The 22,248-nt window shown below is 64.9% G+C and carries 13 protein-coding genes; 10 read left to right on the top strand and 3 right to left on the bottom strand.

Translation table 11 applies throughout. The features are described 5' to 3' along the window. Nucleotides 1-115: 115 nt before the first annotated feature. Nucleotides 116-1,732, top strand: coding sequence for an alpha-glucosidase (locus tag H7A87_RS12380; RefSeq protein ID WP_119128557.1), 1,617 nt, complete (start codon nucleotides 116-118; stop codon nucleotides 1,730-1,732). Nucleotides 1,733-2,606: 874 nt separating this feature from the next. Here the strand turns inward: H7A87_RS12380 and H7A87_RS12375 are convergent. Both H7A87_RS12375 and H7A87_RS12370 read right to left on the bottom strand, forming a co-directional pair. Beyond that, nucleotides 2,607-5,381, bottom strand: coding sequence for a TonB-dependent receptor (locus H7A87_RS12375; protein WP_180496665.1), 2,775 nt, complete (start codon nucleotides 5,379-5,381; stop codon nucleotides 2,607-2,609). A 318-nt stretch (nucleotides 5,382-5,699) separates the two neighbouring features. Further along, nucleotides 5,700-7,781: a glycoside hydrolase family 97 protein gene (locus H7A87_RS12370; protein WP_119128559.1), complete on the bottom strand. Its 2,082-nt coding sequence runs from the start codon at nucleotides 7,779-7,781 to the stop codon at nucleotides 5,700-5,702. A 242-nt stretch (nucleotides 7,782-8,023) separates the two neighbouring features. Here H7A87_RS12370 and H7A87_RS12365 point away from each other — a divergent pair, with 242 nt between their 5' ends. From H7A87_RS12365 to H7A87_RS12355, 3 genes are read left to right on the top strand one after another with little or no spacing between them, the layout of a single operon-like run. Further along, a complete protein-coding gene (locus H7A87_RS12365) occupies nucleotides 8,024-10,210 on the top strand; it encodes a Six-hairpin glycosidase-like protein (RefSeq protein ID WP_119128560.1) in 2,187 nt (728 codons plus the stop codon). Beyond that, complete coding sequence (locus H7A87_RS12360) at nucleotides 10,207-11,685, top strand: MFS transporter (protein WP_119128561.1); 1,479 nt, start codon at nucleotides 10,207-10,209, stop codon at nucleotides 11,683-11,685. Before H7A87_RS12365 ends, H7A87_RS12360 begins: the two co-directional genes overlap by 4 nt. Nucleotides 11,686-11,696: 11 nt before the next feature. Then, nucleotides 11,697-13,358, top strand: coding sequence for an alpha-amylase family glycosyl hydrolase (locus H7A87_RS12355; protein WP_180497022.1), 1,662 nt, complete (start codon nucleotides 11,697-11,699; stop codon nucleotides 13,356-13,358). Between the two features lie 358 nt (nucleotides 13,359-13,716). Here H7A87_RS12355 and H7A87_RS12350 read toward each other — a convergent pair whose 3' ends face one another. Next, on the bottom strand, nucleotides 13,717-14,841 hold the full coding sequence (locus H7A87_RS12350) for a LacI family DNA-binding transcriptional regulator (protein ID WP_119128562.1): 1,125 nt from the start codon (nucleotides 14,839-14,841) through the stop codon (nucleotides 13,717-13,719). Nucleotides 14,842-15,165: 324 nt separating this feature from the next. Here H7A87_RS12350 and thrS point away from each other — a divergent pair, with 324 nt between their 5' ends. From thrS to pheT, 6 genes are all read left to right on the top strand, one after another. Continuing rightward, nucleotides 15,166-17,070 (top strand): threonine--tRNA ligase, encoded by a 1,905-nt coding sequence (gene thrS / locus H7A87_RS12345; RefSeq protein WP_119128563.1) that lies wholly within the window; start codon nucleotides 15,166-15,168, stop codon nucleotides 17,068-17,070. A 63-nt stretch (nucleotides 17,071-17,133) separates the two neighbouring features. Further along, complete coding sequence (infC, locus tag H7A87_RS12340) at nucleotides 17,134-17,661, top strand: translation initiation factor IF-3 (protein WP_304941635.1); 528 nt, start codon at nucleotides 17,134-17,136, stop codon at nucleotides 17,659-17,661. Nucleotides 17,662-17,900: 239 nt separating this feature from the next. Next, nucleotides 17,901-18,098 carry a 50S ribosomal protein L35 gene (gene rpmI, locus H7A87_RS12335; RefSeq protein ID WP_002811096.1) on the top strand — a complete coding sequence of 66 codons (198 nt, stop codon included), beginning with the start codon at nucleotides 17,901-17,903 and terminating at the stop codon, nucleotides 18,096-18,098. A 10-nt stretch (nucleotides 18,099-18,108) separates the two neighbouring features. After that, on the top strand, nucleotides 18,109-18,468 hold the full coding sequence (rplT, locus tag H7A87_RS12330; protein WP_016903313.1) for a 50S ribosomal protein L20: 360 nt from the start codon (nucleotides 18,109-18,111) through the stop codon (nucleotides 18,466-18,468). A 261-nt stretch (nucleotides 18,469-18,729) separates the two neighbouring features. Continuing rightward, entirely contained in the window at nucleotides 18,730-19,725 is a 996-nt protein-coding gene (locus H7A87_RS12325) for a phenylalanine--tRNA ligase subunit alpha (protein WP_104582008.1), read from the top strand. Between the two features lie 126 nt (nucleotides 19,726-19,851). Further along, nucleotides 19,852-22,230, top strand: coding sequence for a phenylalanine--tRNA ligase subunit beta (pheT, locus tag H7A87_RS12320; protein ID WP_119128564.1), 2,379 nt, complete (start codon nucleotides 19,852-19,854; stop codon nucleotides 22,228-22,230). Nucleotides 22,231-22,248 lie beyond the last annotated feature (18 nt).

Here is a 22,248-nt window from a genome sequence, read left to right as displayed (position 1 = left end):
GCCTAGCGACATGAATACGTATGCACAAATGCGCCGTACGCTGCGGGCGCCGCTACCCTAACTGCCTTGGCTGGGCGCATGTTCTGGCGCCTGCAATGGCCCGGGAGGGGCGTACATGTCGCAGACATCATGGTGGCGCGGGGCCGTCATCTATCAGATTTATCCACGCAGTTTTCTGGATTCCAATGGCGATGGGGTGGGCGATTTGCCCGGCATCATCGCCAAACTCGACTACATCGCCGGGTTGGGCGTGGATGCGATCTGGATTTCGCCGTTCTTCAAGTCGCCGATGGCCGATTTCGGCTACGACATCGCGGACTATCGTGCGGTGGATCCGCTGTTCGGGACGCTGGACGATTTCGATCGGCTGCTCGACAAGGCGCATGGCCTCGGCTTGAAGGTGATGATCGACCAGGTGTTGAGCCACACCTCGATCGCGCATGCGTGGTTCCAGGAGAGCCGGCAGGACCGGACCAACGCAAAGGCGGATTGGTACGTGTGGGCCGATCCGCGTGAGGACGGGACGCCGCCGAACAATTGGTTGTCGCTGTTCGGTGGGGGTGCATGGCAATGGGAGCCGCGGCGCGAACAGTACTACCTGCACAACTTCCTCGTCGACCAGCCGGACCTCAATTTCCATAACGCCGAGGTGCAGCAGGCGACGCTGGATAACGTCCGCTTCTGGCTGGATCGCGGCGTGGATGGGTTCCGCCTGGATGCGATCAACTTCTGCTTCCACGATGCGCAGCTGCGCGACAATCCGGCCAAGCCGGCCGACAAGCGGGTGGGTCGTGGGTTCAGCGCCGACAATCCGTACGCGTATCAGTACCACTACTTCAACAATACCCAGCCGGAAAATCTGGCCTTCCTGGAGCGCCTGCGCGGGCTGCTGGATGTCTATCCGCATGCCGTGAGTCTTGGCGAGATCTCGTCGGAAGACTCGTTGGCGACCACTGCCGAGTACACCTCTCATGGCCGCCTGCATATGGGCTACAGCTTCGAGCTGCTGGTGCAGGACTACAGCGCGGCCTATATCCGCGAGACGGTGAGCCGGCTCGAAGCCACGATGCTGGAGGGCTGGCCGTGCTGGGCCATTTCCAACCACGATGTGGTGCGCGCGGTGACGCGTTGGGGCGGGGTAGATGCGTCGCCGGCATTCGCGCGGATGGTGGTGGCGATGCTGTGTTCGCTGCGCGGGTCGATCTGCCTGTACCAGGGTGAGGAGCTGGGCCTGGGTGAGGCGGAGGTGGCGTACGAGGACCTGCGCGATCCGTACGGCATCACCTTCTGGCCAACCTTCAAGGGGCGCGATGGCTGCCGCACGCCGATGCCGTGGACGGACGCGCCGTCGGCAGGCTTCAGCAGCGGCAAACCGTGGCTGCCGCTGGTTGAGGAGCATCGTGCGAATGCGGTGAGTGTGCAGCAGGACGATCCGTTGTCCGTGCTCAGCGCGGTGCGCCAGTTCCTGGCGTGGCGCAAGGGCGAGCCTGCGTTGCGCGAGGGTGCGATCACGTTCTACGACACCGCCGAGCCTGTGTTGATGTTCCGGCGCGAGCATGCCGGCCGGGTGATGTTGCTGGCATTCAATCTGTCGGCGCACAGGGCCGAACTTGGGCTTCCGGCTGGCGCGTGGAGGCAAGTCGATGTGCCGGGCGTGGAGCGCGGAGCCATCGAACATGGCCACCTGCGCCTGGCCGGGCATGCGGTGGTGTGCGCGATCGAAGGTGGCTGATGTGGCATCGTGACCGGTAGCTGTGGTTGCGTGATCGCCTTCTACGTAGCGAGGCATACCTGAAGGGATGCCTCGCTTTTCTTTACCTCGGAGTTCCTTGGTTCGCTGGCTACCTGCAGTGCGACGCGGGCTGCGCGAGCCTTTCATGGATCCCCTTGCTGCTGTTCGGACGCGGCACGCGGTGATGCCTTGCATACGTCCGGGATGTCCGACTGGTAGGTACAGATCGATGGTGATCGACTGCGAGGATGGATGTGTTGCGGGCGGCCTTGGTGCTATCGCGATGCCCCAGGCCGATGCCGTGCGAATAGCGCTGCTTTTACATCCGGTAATGCCTTGATCGGCGGTTGATCTTGGGCGTTTTTTAGAAGTGGATACAGAGTGGATACAGATTCGGGTAAAGAAACCTGGAAAAAGAAACCCGCCGACCTCACGTCGGCGGGTTTCTTTTGATTGATGGCGCCAGGCCGGTCAAAAAGGTGATCGTTGTTTATTGCTCAGCAGCGCCGCCTCCTGAGTGACGGCCCATGGAGCAACGCTGGGCACTGCGTGGGTGCACGCTGCGCTTGCGCCGTACCCTCACCCCAACCCCTCTCCCAGTGGGAGAGGGGCTTTGGTGCTCCTGGTGCAGAGGGCTGGCGCCGTGGGCGGTCAGCTCACTGGCACGCAGGGAACGCTGCAGCCACAGGCAACTAGTCAGCTACAGGCAGTGAGTCAGCTACAGATAATGATGCAGCCTCAAGTAACGCTGTAGCTAGGGGCCACGATAGCCACAAGTGACGCTGCAGCCACAGGTGACGTTACGGCTACCGGCACGATGTAGCCACAACTAACGACGTAGCCAATCAGTGCATCGCTTGCAGCTCACATCCCGTCAAAACTTGTAGTTGACGCCCAGCACGAAGGTGCGGCCCCATTCGATGTATTCCAGTGGACGGTCCTTGGTTTCGGCGTAGGTGCGGTAAGGCGAGTTGCTGAGGTTGCTGGCCTGCAGCAGCAGGGTCAGGCCAGCGAGATCGCTGCTGTCGCTGAAGCTGTAGCTGATCTGCGCGTCGGTGATGTTTTCGCCGACTACGTAGCGCAGCGTGCGGTTGCCGTTGAAGTTGCCGATCTCGCCGATGAAGTCCGAGCGCCGACGCTGGCTGACACGTGCCTCGAAACCTTTGTGCTCGTAGTAGGCGGTGAGGTTGTAGACGCGTTCGGACAGGCCGGGCAGGCTGATCTCGCCGTCACCGACGCTGGAAGCACTTTCCGGGTCGCGGATCTTGACGTCGCTGTCGTTGAAGGTGGCGCTGGCCTGGATGCCGAAACCTTCCAAGGGAGCGAAGACCAGATCCAGCGGCAGCGAAGCAGTGAGTTCGACGCCGCGCAGCGTGCCGCCCTTGCCGTTGAACGGAGCGCTGAAGGTGCCGGTGGTCAATACCGGCGCCGAGCCCGGCGGCGGCACGTAGCCGGCGACCAATGCGGAAAAATCGTAGTTGTCGCGGCTCTGGGTGTAGATGTAGCTCTTCAGGTCCTTGTAGAAGAACGCTGCGGCCACGTAGGCGCGCTCGGCAAAATATTTTTCGTAGGAAAGATCGATGGCGTTCGCGCGCCAGGGATCGAGCATCGGGTTACCGCCGCTGGCACCGGGGCGGCCGGTGGAGGTGTCGACACCGAATTCCAGCGAGGCGCGCAGCTGATCCACGCGCGGACGTGCAACCTGCTTTGCCATTGCAAAACGCAAGGTCTGCTCGTACGGGAACTGGAACGCAAGGTTTAGGCTGGGCAACCAGTCGCGGTAGGTCTTGCCGTCGTCGATCGGGCGCACTTCGCTGCCCACCGGCTGCGACGCGTCCCAATAGCTCGCGCGCGAGGACTGATCGGCGCTCTGCAACTGCACGCCGAGATTGCCGCGCACGCCCACATCGCCCCATTCGGTATCGAGATTGGCACGCACCCAGGCGGTGGTGATCTTCTCTTCGACCGTCCAGGCCTTGGATACCAGGAACGAGGCGTCGTCGCTGGGGTTGAACAGCATGTAGCGCGAGACTACCGCCGGCACGTTCCAGGCGGGCAGGGAGCCGATTCCGGCAAAGCCCAGATTGACAGGCGCGTACTGCAGGTCCGGCGCGATGGTGGATTCGCCCTGCGCGCCGAGGGTGATGTTGCCTTCGGGCTGGGTCTTCTGCTTTTCGCGGTTGGCGTAGTTGACGCCCACATCCAGATCCGAGAACCAGCTCAACGCGTCGGGCATCGAGAAGCTGGCCTGCAGGCGTGCGCCCTTGAGCACATCCTCCACGCGCGGCACCTTGCCGTAGCCGGAACCATAGATGGTGTTGGTCAGGAACAGCGCGTCGGGACTGGAATAATTCATGCCCGGCGCCAGCTGCGAGAAACCGTTGCCGACGACAGACACACCCACGGTGTCCAGCTGCGGCATGGGCGCACGTTGGAGATTGTTCTCCAGGTTCAATTCATCGCGGGTGGCCTTGGAGTAGTTCAGGTCGGCGACGAGCTTGACGGCGCCGGCGGAGATCTCGTTGTTCCAGCCAAACGCGTCGATGGTGTCTTCGCGCTTGTTGTACATGCCGCGGACCAGTGGGTAGACGCCGCTGGCGGTGCCGCCGACGAAGCTGTTGCTGTCGTTGACGCGCACGTTGCTGATGTTCAAGCCCGGCGTATAGCCACCGTTGTAGTTGCTCAGGTTGAGCTCGAACTGGTTGGCAGTGTCGATCTGCTCGGCTTCGGTATGGAAGGCGTCGAGCGTGCTGGTCCAAGCGTTGGACGGGCGGTACTGCAACGTGGCCATGACGCCGTCGCGCTTCTGGTTGCCGGTGCGGCGCAATGCCTTGATGCCGTCGGAAAAGTACACGCCATCGGCCACGCCGGGGCGCGGGCGCTGTGCATTGACCGGTTGCCAGGGCTCGTACAGGCCCACCTGGTTTTCCTGGATCGGCATGTCGGTGTGGGCGTAGCCGATGGTCAGGCCGATGGTACGGTCGGCGAACTGGTCGATGTAACTGATATTGAAGCGGTTGCCGTACGGATCGACGTTGGCGGCCTTGCCCAACGAATTGCGTTGGTAACGGCCACCGATGGCGATCACCCGCTCGTTGTAGCTGAGCGGGCGTGCGGTCTGCATGTCGACGGTGCCGGACAAGCCCTGGCCGACCAGGCCGGCATCGGGCGTCTTGTAGACGGTGACGCCGCTGACCAGTTCGGACGGGTATTGGTCGAATTCCACGCTGCGGTTGTCACCGGTGCTGACCACTTCGCGGCCGTTGAGCAGGGTGGTGGAAAAATCCGGCGACAGCCCGCGCACACTGATCACCTGCGCGCGACCGGCGACACGCTGTGCAGCCAGGCCAGGCAGGCGCGCCAGCGATTCGGCGATGCTCACGTCCGGCAGGCGGCCGATGTCTTCGGCGGAAATGGCTTCCACGATCGAGGTGGAATCCCGCTTGACCGAGATGGCGCCCTCGATCGCGCGGCGCAGGCCGGTGACCTGGACCTTGTCCAGCTCGGTCACCGCGCCGGCGGTGTTTTCGGAAGCAGTTTGTTCGGTGTCGGTTGCTTGCGCCGGCGCCGCCGATTGTGCGGCCGCCAACGTCGGTGCCATGGCAACGGCCAGGGCGATACTCAGCGCGGAGCGCTTGTGCTTCAACATTTTCCCCTCCCAGGTACATGTTGGTCTTTGATTTTTCGATCCGGCAGACGCCTGGATGCATTGCATCGCGCGCCACCACGGGCATCACGACTGCGACGTATGGTAGACACGGCACCTGCACGCAAACGGGCACTGCATACGTATTCAACCCGGCTGATTGCGCTGAAATCGATTCCACGCAAGCTCCGCCGCAGCGCGGTACGAGGTGCGCCCGGCGTGAGGCAACGTCATTGCGCGATCCGCAGCGGCTGCAGTGCCGCTGCGTAATGCAATCATCGGTCGCGTTGAAGGCCGCCTCGGCAAGCCGTTGCGACCAAGTCAGCGCTTCCCGTCCATCGGCACGAAGCGAATCGCCTGCCCACCGCCTGGCGCAAGACGCAGTTCCAGCGTGTCAAAGCTGCTGACCTGGCGTTGTTCGCGCACGAAGGCGAACGGGTTGCCGACATAGTCCGCATCGTCATCGTCGCGGTAGATCTGCGCGGTATATCGCACGCCGGGCTCAAGAAATCCGAGCGGCACCTGCAGCAGCCGGCCATGCTCGTCGGTGATGCTGCCCAGGAACCAGTCACGGCTATGCCGGTCCTTGCGGGCGATGGTGACGTAGTCGCCGACTTCGCCATTCAAGGCACGGGTCTGGTCCCAATCCACCGCCACGTCCTCGATGAAGCGGAAGGCGTCACGGTGCTGCAGATAATGCTCGGGAAGATCGGCGGCCATCTGGATCGGGCTGTAAAGCGTCACGTAAAGCGCCAGCTGGCGCGCGAGCGTGCTGGGAATCGCCTGGCCGTCGCGGCCTTTCAGGCTGACGATGCCCGGCGTGTAATCCATCGGCCCGGCGAGCAGGCGGGTGAACACCAGGTTGACCTCGTGCTCGGGCGGATTCGGTGGCTGGCCCCAGGCGTTGTACTCCATGCCACGCGCGCCTTCGCGCGAGATCCAGTTGGGATAGGTGCGGCGCAGGCCGGTGTCCTTGATCGGCTCGTGCGCATTGACGGCGATATGCCGCTCGGCAGCCTCGCGTACCACGCGCAGATGATGGCGCGCCATCCATTGGCCGTCGTGCCATTCGCGCAGCGGCGCACCGCCTGCCGGGTTGCGGCGTTCCACCTGGCCGTCGTCGCAGACATAGCCGGTCTTGACCGAGTCCACGCCGAAGCGGGCGTACAGGTCCATCGCTTCGGCGATCTGGTCTTCGTAATGATCCACTGCGCACCCCGTTTCATGATGGCCGATCAGATGCACGCCCTTGCCGGCGGCGTAGTTGCTCAGTGCGGGCAGGTCGAAATCTGGCGTTGGCCGGGTGAAATCGAAACTGCCGCCGTTGCCGAACCATTCGCCGTTCCAGCCCGGATTCCAGCCTTCCACCAGCACGCCACGAAAGCCGTGCGCCGCGGCAAAATCGATGTAGCGCCTGGTGTCGGCGGTGGTGGCGCCGTGGGTCGGCCCGGTTGCCCAGGTCTGCTGGTTGAGATGCATGGCCCACCACACCCCGACATACTTGGACGGCTTGACCCAGCTCACGTCGCCCAGGGCGTTGGGCGCGTTGAGGTTGAGGATCAGGTTGGATTCCACCAGGCCGGTGGCCTGGTCGGCGATCTGCAGCGTGCGCCACGGCGTGTCGAAGGGCAGCGTGCGCCGCACCTTCCAGCCTTCGGCAGCGGGTGACAATTGCGCGCGCAGGCGCCGACCTTCGGTACGGCGCAGCCACATGCCGGCGTAATCGACCAGCGCCGCTTCATGCAGCGCGACGTGCAGCCCGCTCTCGGTACGCAAGGTGAGTGGCGTATGCGCCAGCGCGACCTGGTTCAACGGCGTGCGCTGATACAGGTATTCGTAGTGGATCGGCTCGCCTGCAGGAATCCACCACGCTTCGGACGGCTGCGCGATGGCGAATTCGGTGATTTCCTCGTCGATGATGGCTTCGCGTAATCCCGCTTGTTCGGGGAAGTGATAGCGCAGGCCGATGCCATCGTCGTACACGCGCAAGATCACATCGAAGCGGCGTTGCGCGCCGCTGCGCTCGCCCAGGCTGACGCTTAATTCGTTGTAGTGGTTGCGCACCAGGCGCGTCTCGCCCCAGGGTTGTTCCCAGGTGTCGTCATGATGCTGGCGCGCCTGCGAGAGGACGACCAGGCCGCGGTCCAGCCGGCCGTTGCGTAACTGGAAGCCCAGGCGCGAGCGCTCCAGCACCGGCTGGCCCAGGCGTTGCACGTGGTAGTAGGGTGTGCCGCCATCCACTTCCAGCGTGACCTGCAGGATCTTGCCAGGCGAATCCGCGCTGATGGCGATGCGCTCGGCCTGCGCGATGCCGGCAAGGCTGCCGAGCAGCAGCAGGGTAAGCAGGCGCGCACTGCTTGCGGCGCTCGATGTCGAACGCACGCGACGTGAAGACAGCGGCATATCCCCTCCCAAGGCGGCCATTGCGTCAGTGGCGACTATGCAATGACGCGGCGTGGATGGGCCATGCTGCACTGCGGCCAATGCCATGAATACGTATGCAGTGGTGCCGAACCCCGGGGTGCGCGTCTACCATGGCGCCACGGCACCTGGGAGGGTCCGCGCCCGTGGCACGCCAGTGCCGCGCACTACAACGCGTGCAACGAGGGAGGGAGGCCGACGGTGCAAGCCGTCTCGCCGCGTCGATGCTGAAGATGATCTGCATGGCTGCAACGCTGGGTGTTGCGGCAAGCTCGCCGGTATTGGCCGACGAGCTGGAATTCCAGGGCCGCCGCGCGCAGGCGCAGGCGCTCGAAGACGGTGGGTTCGTGCTGCGCTGGCCGCAGGGCGAGCGTCGTATCGGGCCGCAACCGATGCGTACGCACACTGCCAGTCCATTGTTCGATGCCTTGTTTGCCCTGGCCCAGCAGGAAATGGCCGACGACCGCGTCGATGCGATCCGCGATCCAGCCTTCAATGACGGCAAGCCGGTGGCATGCGCGTGTTTCGAAACCGGTGAGCGCTGGCCTTACGTATGGACGCGCGATGTCAGCTTCGCCGCCGATCTGGCGTTGGCGCGGCTGGAGCCGGAGCGTACGCGCAATGCGCTGCGCTTCAAGCTGTCGGCGGCGCGCGATGGGCAGACGCCGGGATTGTTCGTTGCGCAGGACACCGGCTCCGGTGGCAGCTGGCCGATCAGCAGCGACCGTGTGGTGTGGTTCCTCGCCGCGCGTGGCCTGCTGGACGATCAGCCATTCGCTGAAGAGGTCTGGCGTGCATTACAGGACACCATCGCGCAAGACCGTGCCGCGGTATTCGATGCGCAGATCGGGCTCTACCGTGGCGAAACCTCGTTCCTGGATTGGCGCGAGCAGACCTATCCGGAGTGGACGCGCCAGGATGTGCGCTTCATTGCCGAGTCCTTCGCCCTGTCCACCAATGTGCTGCACTACCAGGCCCTGCGCCTGGCCGAGCAGCTGGCGCGCCAGCATGGCGATGCGCGTGCGTCCAGGTACGCCCAGTGGGCCGATGCGCTGCGTCAGGCCATCGCCACGCGCTTCTGGGATGCGCCCAGCAATCAGTATGTGAGCTATCTGGGCAATGCGGCGCATCCGGTGCGCTATGCCAAGGTCGATCTGCTCGGCGTGTCGCTTGGCGTGCTGGCCGAGGTGTTTCCGAAGGAGCGTGCGCGTGCCGCGCTGCGCGGGTATCCGCTGGTTGCCGGCGGCAGCCCGGTGGTGTGGCCGCAGGACGCCGAACAGCCGATTTATCACAATCGCGCCGTCTGGCCCTTCGTCAGCGCGTATGCGTTGCGCGCCGCACGCCAGCTGGACGACGCGCCGCGCATTGCGCTGGAGCTGCAGTCGTTGATGCGCGGCAGCGCGCTGGCTGGCTCCAACATGGAAAACTACGAGATGCAGAGCCTGGCGGTGCATGTGGAGGAGGGGCCCCGCAGTGGCCCGGTGGTGAATTCGCCGCGCCAGTTGTGGTCGGTTGCCGGCTATCTCTCCGCGGTGCTGGAAGGCGTGTTCGGCATTGGTGCCGATGGCAGTGTGACGCCGAAACTGCCGCGTACGTTGGTGCCGTTGTTGTTTGGCGATCGCCAGCAGATCGTGCTTGAACAGAGTGCCCGGCGGTATGTGCTGCAGCGGCCGACGGCGAGTGCGGGTGAGTTGCTGGTGGCGGGGAAGGTCGAGCAACAAGGCCAGACCACGTTGGTGCATCTGATCGGTCGCAAGGCCGATACCACCGCCCCGCCGCAGCCAGGCCAGGTGTTCGCACCCAGCACGCCGGAGGCGCCCGTCGCGCAACGGCAGGGCGACGGCCACCGCATCGTGATTCCGGCTGGGACGACGCTGTACATGGATGGGCATGCGTTGGACGCCACGCAGCACTTAGACCTGCGCGAGGACGGCCGGCTGCACGTGCTCAGCCTGACCCGCCGCGCCGATGGCCTGGAGTCGCTGCACAGTCCCGCGTTGACGCTCGGCCCGTTGCAGGAGGTCGCGGGAAGCGAGGCCTGGGTTTGGACTGCCACGCGCACGGGCCAGCATCGCGTATCGCTGCGTTATCGCAACCCCAACGGGCCGATCAATACCGGCGTCACTGCGGCGGTCAAGCGGCTGCTGCTGGAATGCCCGGGGCAGGCGACGCAGTCGCAGGTCGTGGTGATGCCGCATAGCGTGGGCGAGCAGCTGTCCACGCAGGTCAGCTTCACTGTGGTAGACGGGCAGCAGTGCAGGTTCCGGCTGGAAAACGGCTTCAACATGAGCGCGCTCGCGCATTTTGCGCAGTACAACGGCGGCCGCGGTGGTCGCGATGGCGTGGTCAACACCGCGCAGGTGAGCGCGCTGCTGGTCGGCCCCGCAGCGAGCACGGAGGCTGCGCAATGACCGCCAAGCCACGCCTGAGTTTCTGGCAGATCTGGAACATGTGTTTCGGCTTTCTCGGTATCCAGTTCGGCTTCGCGCTGCAGAACGCCAACGCCAGCCGCATCTTCCAGACCCTGGGGGCGCAGGTCGACGATGTGCCCGGTCTGTGGATCGCCGCACCGCTCACCGGTCTGATCGTGCAGCCCATCATCGGCTACCTGTCCGACCGCACCTGGACGCCATGGGGGCGCCGACGTCCGTATTTCATGGTCGGCGCGGTATTCACCACACTGGCCTTGCTGGTGATGCCCAACGCGCCGATGCTGTGGATTGCCGCCGGCACGTTGTGGGTGCTGGATGCATCGATCAACATCTCGATGGAGCCATTCCGCGCCCTGGTCGGCGATCAACTGCCACCGGCGCAGCGGCCCACCGGCTATGCGATGCAGAGCTTCTTCATCGGGGTCGGCGCGATTGTGGCGAGTTTCCTGCCATGGTTGCTCACGCATTGGGGCGTGGCCAATACCGCGCCGCCGGGGCAGTTGCCCGACAGCGTGCGCTACGCCTTCTACCTCGGTGCCGCGGTGCTGTTCCTGTCGATCAGCTGGACGGTGCTGCGCACGCGCGAATACAGCCCGCAGCAGCTGGCCGGTTTCGACGATGCGCATCCGCCTGTAGCGGCTGCAGCGATCGCCGGCACCTTGCCGCCGCAATGTGCGAGTGCGCTCTGGTGCGGCATCGGTGTGCTGCTCGCCGCTGCGATCGCCTGGCAGCACGGCGACCGCATGCTCTACGTGCTGGCCGGCCTGTGCATCGCCTACGGTGCGCTGCTTGCGTTGGCGCGCGTGCTGCCATCGACCGGCATGCTGGTGGCGATCGTGCAGGACGTGCGCAGCATGCCGCTGACGATGCGACGCCTGGCCTGGGTGCAGTTCTTCTCCTGGTTCGCGCTGTTTGCGATGTGGATCTACACCACCGCGGCGGTTACCCAGGTGCACTTCGGTGCCAGGGACACCGCATCGGCAGCCTACAACGAAGGCGCGAACTGGGTGGGCGTGTTGTTTGGCGCCTACAACGGATTTGCGGCGTTGGCGGCATTGGTCATTCCACTGCTGGTGCGTGCGATCGGCCTGCGCTGGAGTCATCTGTGCAACCTGTGGCTGGGTGCGGCCGGGCTGTTGTCGATGCTGGTGATCCGCGACCCGCAGTGGCTGCTGCTGTCGATGCTGGGTGTCGGCTTTGCCTGGGCCTCGATCCTGTCGCTGCCCTATGCCTTGCTGTCCGACAGCGTGCCCGCCGCCAAGATGGGCGTGTACATGGGCATCTTCAATTTTTTCATCGTGATTCCGCAGCTGGTCGCGGCCAGCGCACTGGGCTTCGTGCTGCGCGTCTGGCTGGGCGGTCAGCCGATCCATGCGCTGGCCATCGGTGGCGCCAGTTTGCTCATTGCCGGTGTGTGCGTGGTGCGGGTTCCAATGGCCTCGGGAGGGCAGTGATGCGGCATGTGATGATGGCTGGATTGATCGTATCTGCAGGGGCGGCGAGCGCGGCGGCTGCACCCGGCGATTACTACGGCACGCTGGAACCGTTCGCTGCCGACGCGGTGTATTTCGTGGTGACCGACCGTTTCGTCAATGGCGACCCCGGCAACGACCAGCGCGACCAGGGCGGTGCGCATCGCACGTTCGATGTGCCGACGCCTTGCGCAGATGGAGTCGGCGACAACATCGGTTACCTGGGGGGCGACTTCAAGGGCATCGTCGAACATGCCGACTACATCCGCGACATGGGCTTTGGCGCGGTATGGATCACGCCGATTGTCGACAATCCGGATGAGGCCTTCACCGGCGGCAAGCCGATCAGCTGCGGCAGTACGCTCAGCGACCACGGCAAGACCGGCTATCACGGCTACTGGGGCGTGAATTTCTACAAGCTCGACGAGCATCTGCCCAGTCCCGGCCTGGACTTTGCCGGCTTCACCCGCGCCATGCATGCCAACCGCTTGAAGGTGGTGCTGGATATCGTGGGCAATCACGGCTCGCCGGCCTATAGCATGCCGGTGGCGCAGCCGGGCTTCGGCAAGTTGTACGACGCCGATGGCCGCCTGGTCGCCGATCACCAGAATCTGCCGCCGGCGCAGCTGGATCCGCAGCACATTCCGCTGCACGCGTTCTACAACACCGGCGGCGGGCTGGCCGAGCTGTCCGATCTCAACGAAAACAATCCCGCCGTGCTCGATTATCTGGCCGGCGCGTACCTGCAGTGGATGGAGCAGGGCGCCGACGCGTTTCGTATCGACACCATCGGCTGGATGCCCGACCGTTTCTGGCATGCCTTCGTTGCGCGCATCCGCGAAAAACGTCCGGGGTTCTTCATGTTCGGCGAAGCCTTTGATTACGACGCCAACAAGATTGCCGGGCATACCTGGGCGCGCAATGCCGGCGTCAGCGTGCTGGATTTCCCATTGAAGCAGCAACTGTCCGCTGTCTTCGGGCATGAGCAGGCCGGGTTCGAGAAGCTCGCCGCGCCGCTGTTTTTGCGTCGGGGGCCGTATGCCAACCCGTACGAGCTGATGAGTTTCTACGACAATCACGACATGGCGCGCCTGGATGCCAGCGACACCGGCTTCATCGACGCGCACAACTGGCTGTTTACCGCGCGCGGCATCCCGGTGATCTATTACGGCTCGGAAACCGGCTTCATGCGCAGGCGCGCCGAACATGCAGGCAACCGCAATTACTTCGGTGCCGAGCGCATCCGCACTGCACCGCACAGCCCGATTTTCGGCCCGTTGCAGCAGATCGCGCGGCTGCGTCGCGATACGCCGGCATTGCAGCGCGGGGTACAGGTGGATGTGCTGCTACGCGGGGATCAGGCGGCGTTCTTGCGGGTCTATCAGCATGCGGGCGCCAACCAGACGGCGTTGGTGCTGCTCAACAAGGGCGACGCAGCGGCGACCATCGCAGTGACGCGTTTTCTGCAGCCCGGCACCTGGCGCGATGCGGTGAGCGGCGAGCAGGTGCAGGTGCAACGTCGGCTACTGGCCGCGGTGCCCGCGCACGGCGTGCGCGTGCTGCTCTCGGATGCGCCGGTCACCGATCCGGCCTTGCGCAAGCAGCTCGATGCGCAGATGGCCGAGCAAGCCGCGCGCGACGCCCGCAACAGGTAGGAGCGCACCCGGGCGCGACAGGGCTTGCCGGGAATGCTCCGTCGCGCCCTGGTGCGCTCCTACGAAGCATTCGATGGCCGCGACCAGACTCGCAGCCCGCCACGCACGCATGGGCGTATCTTCTTTTGCATACGCCGATCAACGAACAAGCTGCGCGCGACCCGCGCACCCGATAGGAGCTCGCGGGTCGCGCGCTGGGGCGTTACCGGTGGTGCTCCATCGCGCGCCAGCGCGCTCCTACACAGGGTTCGGTGGGCCGCGATCCATCCTGCAGCCAGCCATGCATGCTCTAACGATTCCCGATCCCGATCCCGATTCCGATCCCAATTCCCAATTCCCAATTCCCAATTCCCGACGCTCAGCGTCCAGCAACTCCGCTGGCCGTCTGTGCGCACACCACATCGCCGGGCTCCGTTGCCGGCGACGGCGTCCAGCCCAACGGCGGTTGCAGCCCACTGCTACGCGAGGAATCACGCACTGCCAGCTTCACCGGAATCGTGCGGCTTTGCGCCGCTTCGCCGCGGATCAGTGCCACCAGGCTTTCCACCAGCAGCGTGCCGGCCTGCTTGGTGTCCTGCTGCACCGTCGACAACGCCGGCGCCACCGACGCCGCCAGGGCGATATCGTCGAAGCCGCTCACCGCGACATCCTGCGGCACCCGCAAGCCGCGCTCGCGCAAGGCGCGCATGGCGCCGATCGCAATCAGGTCGCTGGCCGCACACACCGCATCGAAGGCCAGGCCACTGTCGAGCAGCGCCAGGCACGCGGCATGGCCGGACGACTCGGTGGTGATCGCGTCGAACTGCAGCGCGCGATCGGCTACCAACGCCTGTTGCTTCAGCGCAGCCACGCAGCCGCGGTAGCGCTCTTCGAACTCGGGGTAATGATTGGACGCGTGGCCGAGAAAGGCGATGCGGCGGCAGCCCTGCGCGAGCAGATGCGCGGTGATGTCCAGCCCGCCCTGATAGTTGTCGCTGCCGATCGAAATGCCCGGCTGCCCCGGCAGCGCCGCGCCCCAGCGGACGAAATGCGTGCCTTGCTCGACCAGCAGCTGCAGCCGCTGGCGCGACTGCTGGTAGTCGCCGTAGCCGAGCAGGATGATGCCGTCGGCCTTGTTGCTGTCTTCGTAATCGGCCTGCCAGTCCTTGGACAGCTGCTGGAACGACACCAGCAGGTCGTAGCCCTGCAGCGCGCAGGCGCGGGTGATCGAGCCCAGCATCGAATGGAAGAACGGGTTGATCAGCGAATCGTCGGCGGTGGGGTCTTCGAAGAACAGCAGCGCCAGCGTGCCCGCATTGCGCAGCCGTAGCGACGAGGCGTTCTTGTCGACCTTGTAGTTCAACTCGTTGGCGATGCGCAGGATGCGCTTGCGGGTTTCTTCGTTGACCATCGGGCTGCCGCGCAGTGCGCGCGACACGGTCGGCTGCGACACGCCGGCCAGGTAGGCGATATCCAGCGAGGTGGCTTTACCCTTGATGGTCATGGTCGGTACTGGCAGCACAGGTGGCCGGCATCATGCCACGCGCCCGCCGGCCCGGTGCCGGCATGCGCAACGGCGGGCTGATTGGTTTACCATTCTCCTCAAGACCCCTTGCGAGAAGGTGGCCCGCGCCCCGCGCCGGCCCAGCGTGCGACATGAGCACTACCACCGCCCACCGCTGATCCCGGCCGCGCCAGTTGGCAAGGCGCCTGCACGGCGTTGTTTCTGCACCACCTCTCGCCACCCCTTTATCCGAGCCTGTCCTGCAACGGGCAGATCTCCCTTGCAGCCATCGCGCTGCAGCCAGCCCAGACCTCATTCTTGCCCATGATCAACATCACGCTCCCCGACGGCAGCCGCCGCGAATTCGAATCCCCCGTCTCGGTGATGCAGGTCGCCCAGTCGATCGGCGCCGGTTTGGCCAAGGCGACCATCGCCGGCCAGGTCGACGGCCAGCTGGTGGATGCCAGCGACGTCATCGACCACGATGCCAGCCTGCGCATCATCACCGCCAAGGACCCCGAAGGCGTGGAGATCATCCGCCACTCCTGCGCGCATCTGGTCGGGCATGCGGTCAAGCAGCTGTACCCGGAGGTCAAGATGGTGATCGGCCCGGTCATCGCCGAAGGCTTCTACTACGACATCTACAGCGAGCGCCCGTTCACGCCCGAAGACATGGCCGCGATCGAGCAGCGCATGCAGGAGCTGATCGCACAGGACTACGAGGTGATCAAGAGGGTCACCCCGCGCGCCGAGGTGATCGAAGTGTTCACCCAGCGCGGCGAGGAGTACAAGCTGCGCCTGATCGAGGACATGTCCGCTGACATCACCGCGATGGGCCTGTACTACCACCAGGAATACGTGGACATGTGCCGCGGCCCGCACGTACCCAACACGCGCTTCCTCAAGGCCTTCAAGCTGACCCGCATTTCCGGCGCCTACTGGCGTGGCGATGCCAAGAACGAGCAGCTGCAGCGCATCTACGGCACCGCCTGGGCCGACAAGAAGCAGCTGGACGCCTACATCCTGCGCATGGAGGAAGCCGACAAGCGCGACCATCGCCGCATCGGCAAGCAGCAGGACCTGTTCCATCTGCAGGAAGAGGCGCCCGGCCTGGTGTTCTGGCATCCCAAGGGCTGGTCGCTGTGGCAGGTGGTCGAGCAGTACATGCGCAAGGTCTACCGCGACAGCGGCTACGGCGAGGTGCGCTGCCCGCAGATCCTGGACGTGTCGCTGTGGCAGAAGTCCGGCCACTGGGACAACTACCAGGATGCGATGTTCTTCACCGAGTCGGAAAAGCGTACCTACGCGGTCAAGCCGATGAACTGCCCCGGCCACGTGCAGGTGTTCAACCAGGGCCTGCACAGCTACCGCGACCTGCCGATCCGCTACGGCGAGTTCGGCGCCTGTCACCGCAACGAGCCGTCCGGCGCGCTGCACGGCATCCTGCGCGTGCGCGGTTTCACCCAGGACGACGGGCACGTGTTCTGCCTGGAATCGCAGATCGAAGCCGAAGTCACCGCCTTCCATCAGCAGGCGCTGGCGGTCTACACCGCGTTCGGCTTCGAGGACATCGAGATCAAGATCGCGCTGCGCCCGGAAAAGCGCCTGGGCGACGACGAGACCTGGGACAAGGCCGAAGCCGCGCTGCGCAGCGCGCTGGGCGTGTGCGGGGTGGAGTGGCAGGAGCTGCCGGGCGAGGGCGCCTTCTACGGTCCCAAGATCGAGTACCACCTCAAGGACGCCATCGGGCGCACCTGGCAGCTGGGCACCATGCAGGTCGATTTCATGATGCCGGGCCGCCTCGGCGCCGAGTACGTGGACGAGCACAGCCAGAAGAAGCATCCGGTCATGCTGCACCGGGCGATCGTCGGTTCGATGGAGCGTTTCATCGGTATTCTGATCGAACACCACGCCGGCGCCTTCCCCTCCTGGCTCGCTCCGGTCCAGGTCGTTGTCGCAAATATCACCGATGCACAGGCAGACTATGTCGACTCGGTTCGGAAAACCCTTGCAAATCAAGGCTTCCGTGTGAACGCCGATTTGCGTAACGAGAAGATCGGTTATAAGATTCGCGAGCATACGCTGCAACGCGTGCCTTATCTCCTCGTCGTCGGTGACCGCGAGAAGGAAAACGGTGCCGTCGCCGTGCGGACTCGTTCGGGAGAGGATCTCGGGACCATGACGGTCTCGGCCTTCATCGAGCGTCTGCAGGCAGAGCAGGCAGCGTGAGCCAACCCCGGCCGGTCTGGATGATCCGGATGCGCCGGTTCGATTCCCCTGGGAGATTGCAATATCAGTACCCCTGACAACAAACAGAACCGCAAGAACCAAGAAATCCGTGTGCCGCGCGTCCGCGTGATCGGCAGTGACGGTGAGATGGTCGGCGTGTTGTCGCGCGACGAAGCGCTCGCCAAGGCCGAGGAAGAAGGCCTGGATCTGGTTGAAATCCAGCCGCAGGCCGATCCGCCGGTCTGCAAGATCATGGATTTCGGCAAGTTCAAGTTCGAGCAGCAGAAAAAGGCCAACGAGGCCAAGAAGAAGACCAAGCAGGTCGAGATCAAGGAACTCAAGTTCCGTCCGGTCACGGACGAGGGCGACTACCAGATCAAGCTGCGCAACATGCGCCGCTTCCTGGAAGAGGGCGACAAGGTCAAGGTCAATATCCGCTTCCGTGGCCGTGAAATGAGCCATCAGGAGCTGGGGCGCGAGATGGCGTCGCGGATCGAGGCCGACCTGGGCGACGATATCGTCATCGAGTCGCGCCCGCGCCTGGAAGGGCGCCAGATGGTCATGATGATCGCGCCGAAGAAGAAGATCTGATCCCGCGCTGGGACGGGCCCGGTAGGGCCCGCCTGGCCGGTGACGGCATCCATTTGCAAGAATTCCCGGCAACGGGTAGACTGCGCGGCCCGGTTTTGCCGGGGCGCCGCGCAAGCGGCACAGGACCTGTCCGGATCGTGTTCGATCAAGGACTTACAAGCAGGCAAGGGCATGGATGGAAAGCGTGGTCGCAAGACTGCCGCCCGGGTCAGTGACAAAACACCATCAAGGACATTGCAATGCCCAAGATCAAGACCAACCGGGCGGCGGCCAAGCGTTTCCGCAAGACCGCCTCCGGCAAGTACAAGTGCGGCCACGCAAACCGTAGCCATATCCTCACGAAGAAAGCGACCAAGCGGAAGCGCAACCTGCGGCAGACGAATCACGTCCGTGCCGAGGACGCAGGCCGTCTTGACCGTATGCTTCCCTACCTCTGAGGACTGAACCATGGCACGAGTAAAGCGTGGTGTGCAGGCGCGCCGCCGCCACAAGAAAATTCTGACCCTGGCGAAGGGCTACTATAATGCCCGTCGCAAGGTTTTCCGCGTCGCCAAGCAGGCGGTCATCAAGGCGCAGCAGTACGCCTATATCGGCCGTAAGCAGAAGAAGCGCGTGTTCCGTTCGTTGTGGATCACCCGCATCAACGCGGCTGCCCGCATCAATGGCCTGAGCTACAGCCGTTTCATGAACGGCCTGCTGAAGGCTGGTATCACCCTGGACCGTAAGGTGCTGGCCGATATCGCCGTGCACGACGCCGCCGGCTTTGCCGCGCTGGCTGAGAAGGCCAAGGGCGCGCTGGCGGCGTAAATGCAGGTCCCTCTGCAAGAGCCCGCACATCCATGTGCGGACTTTTGAAAGGGTAGTTTCTTGCCGGGGTTTGCGCATTCGTGTGCAGGCCTCCGGCGAGGGCAAGCAGATATGCAGGGGGAAGGGCGCGAGTCCTTCCCCTTTTGCGTTTTAGATGGCCGGCATCGTTGAGTGGATGCCGGCCAGGACGCGATTTGAGTGGCAATGCATTCCGGTGCATCCGGAAACACCGTTCGGCTGAGCAGTTGAGGCGCGAGTGCAATGAGTGAGATTCAATCCCTGACCGAGCGTGCGCTGGCCGATGTCGCCGCCGCGCAGACGCCGGACCAACTGGAAGCCCTGCGCGTCGCATTGCTGGGCAAGAGCGGCAGCATCACCGCCCAGCTCAAGCAGCTCGGCACGCTGCCAGCCGATCAGCGCAAAGCCGCTGGCGAAGCGATCAACCTGGCGCGCGATGCGCTGACCGCTGCACTGTCCGAGCGCAAGCACGCGCTGGAAAACGCCGCACTGGACGCGCGTCTGGCCGGGGAGCGGATCGATGTGACCTTGCCAGGGCGTCGCGGTGAACGGGGCGGATTGCACCCGGTCACGCGCACGCTCGAGCGCATCGTCGAGATCTTTGCGCGCCTGGGCTATGAGTTGTCCGATGGTCCGGAGATCGAGGACGACTGGCACAACTTCGAAGCCCTGAACTTTCCGCCGCACCATCCGGCGCGCGCGATGCACGACACGTTCTATTTCGGCGATGGCCGCCTGTTGCGCACCCACACCTCCGGTGTGCAGGTGCGCTACATGGATGCACACACACCGCCGCTGCGCATGATCGCGGCCGGCAAGGTGTACCGCTCCGACTCGGACCAGACCCACTCGCCGATGTTCCATCAGGTCGAAGGCCTGCTGGTGGACGAGCATTCCACCTTCGCCGATCTCAAGGGCACCTTGTCCGAGTTCGTGCGGGCGTTCTTCGAGCGCGACTTCGAAATGCGCTTCCGCCCCAGCTATTTCCCGTTCGTGGAACCGGGCGCGGAAGTGGATATCGCCTGGCAGCAGCCGGACGGCAGCACGCGCTGGCTGGAAGTGCTCGGCTGCGGCATGGTGCACCCGAACGTGCTGCGCAGCGTCGGCATCGACCCGGAGCGCTACACCGGCTTCGCGTTCGGCCTGGGCGTGGAGCGCTTTGCGATGCTGCGCTACGGCGTCAACGACCTGCGCGCGTTCTTCGAAAACGATGTGCGTTTTCTCCGGCAGTTTGCTTGACGGCCGGGAATCGGGAATTGGGAATGGGGAATCGCAACAGCCACGCGCTCTGCAGGTCCCATTCCGAAGGCCCGGCGCCCTTGCCTTTGCGATTCCCCATTCTCCATTCCCGATTCCCGGCTCCTCATGAAATTCTCTGAAAATTGGCTGCGCAGCCACGTTCCCATCCAGGCGAGCCGCGACGAGCTTGCCGCGACGCTGACGGCGATCGGTCTGGAGGTCGAAGAGGTCACGCCGTTGGGCCAGGCGCTGGGGCAGGTGGTGGTGGCGCGTATCGTCGAGGCGGTACGTCATCCGGAAGCCGACCGTCTGCAGGTCTGCAGCGTCGACGCAGGGCAGGGCGAGCTGCTGCAGATCGTGTGTGGCGCGCCCAACGCGCGTGCAGGTCTGGTGGCGCCGTTGGCGCTGGTCGGTGCAAAGATCGGCGAACTGACCATCACCGCGGCCAAGCTGCGCGGGGTCGCGTCCAACGGCATGCTGTGCTCGGCCAAGGAGCTGGGTCTGGACAGCGATGCGTCCGGTCTGTTCGAGCTGCCGGACGATGCGCCGGTGGGCCAAGCCCTGGCCGAGTATCTGGGGCTGCCCGATGCCAGCATCGAGATCAAGCTCACGCCCAATCGTGCCGATTGCTTCAGCGTGCGCGGTATCGCCTTCGACGTGGCGGCGGCATGCGCCAGCGAAGTGGTGGCCTTCGATGCCGGTGTCGTGGCGCCGGTGTCCACGCGCACGCTGGCGGTGGAGTTGCTTGCCGGTAGCGAGGCGCCGCGCTACTGCGGACGCGTGATCGAAGGCATCGACCCGGCCGCGAAAACGCCGGTGTGGCTGGCCGAGCGGCTGCGCCGCAGCGGCGTGCGTCCGGTCTCGCTGCTGGTGGATATCACCCAATACGTGATGCTGGAGCTTGGCCAGCCGATGCATGCGTTCGATCTGGATACGCTGCAGGGCCCGATCGGTGTGCGCCGATCGCGCGGCGGCGAGCAGCTGGCGTTGCTGGATGGGCGGCAGGTCACGCTGGACGACAGTTTCCTGACCATCACCGATGCCGATCGCCCGGTGGCATTGGCCGGCCTGATGGGTGGGCTGGACACGCGCGTCACCGAGACCACACGCAACGTGTTCCTGGAGTCGGCGTATTTCGACCCGGCCGCGATCATGGGCCGTGGCCGCAAGTTCGGGCTGCATACCGATGCCGGTCATCGCTTCGAGCGTGGTGTGGATCCGGCGCTGCCGCCGCAGGCGATCGAAGTGGCGACGCGGCTGGTGCTGGAGCTGGCCGGTGGCACGCCGGGCCCGGTGGTGCATGCGCAACTGCCGCAGCATCTGCCGCAGCCGGCGCGGATCCTGCTGCGGCGTGCGCGGATCGCGCGCGTCCTCGGTATCCGGATCGACGATGCCGAGGTCGTGCGCATTCTGGGCGCGCTCGGCATGCAGCTGGAGGCGGTAGCCGAAGGCTGGCAGGTGATGGCGCCGAGCCGTCGCTTCGATATCGCCATCGAAGAGGATCTGATCGAAGAGCTGGCGCGTATCCACGGTTACGACCGCGTGCCGACCACGCTGCCGGGCGGGGCAAGCCGGATTGCGATGCCGAGCGAAACCCAGCTCGATGAGCTCAGCGTGCGCCGCCAGCTGGTGGCGCGCGAGCTGCAGGAAACCATCAACTACGCCTTTGTCGATGCCACCTTGCTGGAGCGCTGGCAGCTGACCGACGGCCTGGTGCCGCTGGCCAATCCGCTCAGTGCCGAGCTTGCGATCATGCGTCCGCGCCTGCTGCCGGGCCTGGTGGCGACGCTGGGCCGCAACGCCGCCCGCCAGGCCGGCCGCGTGCGCCTGTTCGAGCTGGGCAAGGTGTTCGCTGCCGCCTCCGAGGCTGGCGCTGCCCCGCAGGAGTCGCAGCATGTCGCCGCGGCCGTGTGTGGCGATGCCCTGGCGCTGCAGTGGGGCGAGCCGGCGCGCAAGGTGGACTTCCACGATCTGAAGGGCGACCTGATGGCGCTGGCGGCGGCCAGCGGCGCGGTGCTGGACTTCCAGCCCTCCGCCCAGCCCTTCGGGCATCCGGGGCGCTCGGCCGACATCCATCGCGACGGCGTTTGCATCGGCTGGATCGGGCAGGTGCATCCGCGCCTGGCCAAGGCCTTGGACATCGACGTGGATGTGGTCGCGTTCGAGCTGCAACTGACCGCGTTGGTCCAACGCGCGCTGCCGCGTGCCGGTGAACTGTCGCGGTTCCCTTCGGTTCGTCGCGACCTGGCCTTCCTGGTGCCGGAAGAGGTGAGCTGGGCGGCGCTGTCGGCCAGCGTGCGCACCACGGTCGGGCCGTTGTTGCGCGAGGTGCAGCTGTTCGACCGCTATGTCGGGCAGGGGGTCGAGCCAGGTTTCAAGAGTCTGGCTATGGGCTTGATTTTGCAGGATAACTCGCGCACTCTCACCGACCGGGACGTCGACGCAGTCGTTGCCGATGTGGTGGCCGTGATCGAGCGCGAGCACCGCGCCCGGATCCGGAGTTGAGGCGGTAACCAGGGGATT

The sequence above is a fragment of the Xanthomonas sp. CPBF 426 genome (genome assembly GCF_903989465.1).
Lineage (GTDB): Bacteria > Pseudomonadota > Gammaproteobacteria > Xanthomonadales > Xanthomonadaceae > Xanthomonas > Xanthomonas euroxanthea.
The sequence above is the reverse complement of the archived record's forward strand: the minus strand, read 5'-3'. Positions and strand labels throughout refer to the sequence as shown.

Excerpts from the sequence above, each read along its gene's own strand:
- H7A87_RS12355 (WP_180497022.1), top strand. The coding sequence starts at position 11,697 with ATGATGGCTGGATTGATCGTATCTGCAGGGGCGGCGAGCGCGGCGGCT.
- H7A87_RS12325 (WP_104582008.1), top strand. The coding sequence starts at position 18,730 with ATGAGTGAGATTCAATCCCTGACCGAGCGTGCGCTGGCCGATGTCGCC.
- H7A87_RS12380 (WP_119128557.1), top strand. The coding sequence starts at position 116 with ATGTCGCAGACATCATGGTGGCGCGGGGCCGTCATCTATCAGATTTAT.
- thrS (WP_119128563.1), top strand. The coding sequence starts at position 15,166 with ATGATCAACATCACGCTCCCCGACGGCAGCCGCCGCGAATTCGAATCC.
- rplT (WP_016903313.1), top strand. The coding sequence starts at position 18,109 with ATGGCACGAGTAAAGCGTGGTGTGCAGGCGCGCCGCCGCCACAAGAAA.
- H7A87_RS12365 (WP_119128560.1), top strand. The coding sequence starts at position 8,024 with ATGCTGAAGATGATCTGCATGGCTGCAACGCTGGGTGTTGCGGCAAGC.
- H7A87_RS12375 (WP_180496665.1), bottom strand. The coding sequence starts at position 5,381 with ATGTTGAAGCACAAGCGCTCCGCGCTGAGTATCGCCCTGGCCGTTGCC.
- rpmI (WP_002811096.1), top strand. The coding sequence starts at position 17,901 with ATGCCCAAGATCAAGACCAACCGGGCGGCGGCCAAGCGTTTCCGCAAG.
- H7A87_RS12370 (WP_119128559.1), bottom strand. The coding sequence starts at position 7,781 with ATGCCGCTGTCTTCACGTCGCGTGCGTTCGACATCGAGCGCCGCAAGC.
- H7A87_RS12350 (WP_119128562.1), bottom strand. The coding sequence starts at position 14,841 with ATGACCATCAAGGGTAAAGCCACCTCGCTGGATATCGCCTACCTGGCC.
- H7A87_RS12360 (WP_119128561.1), top strand. The coding sequence starts at position 10,207 with ATGACCGCCAAGCCACGCCTGAGTTTCTGGCAGATCTGGAACATGTGT.
- pheT (WP_119128564.1), top strand. The coding sequence starts at position 19,852 with ATGAAATTCTCTGAAAATTGGCTGCGCAGCCACGTTCCCATCCAGGCG.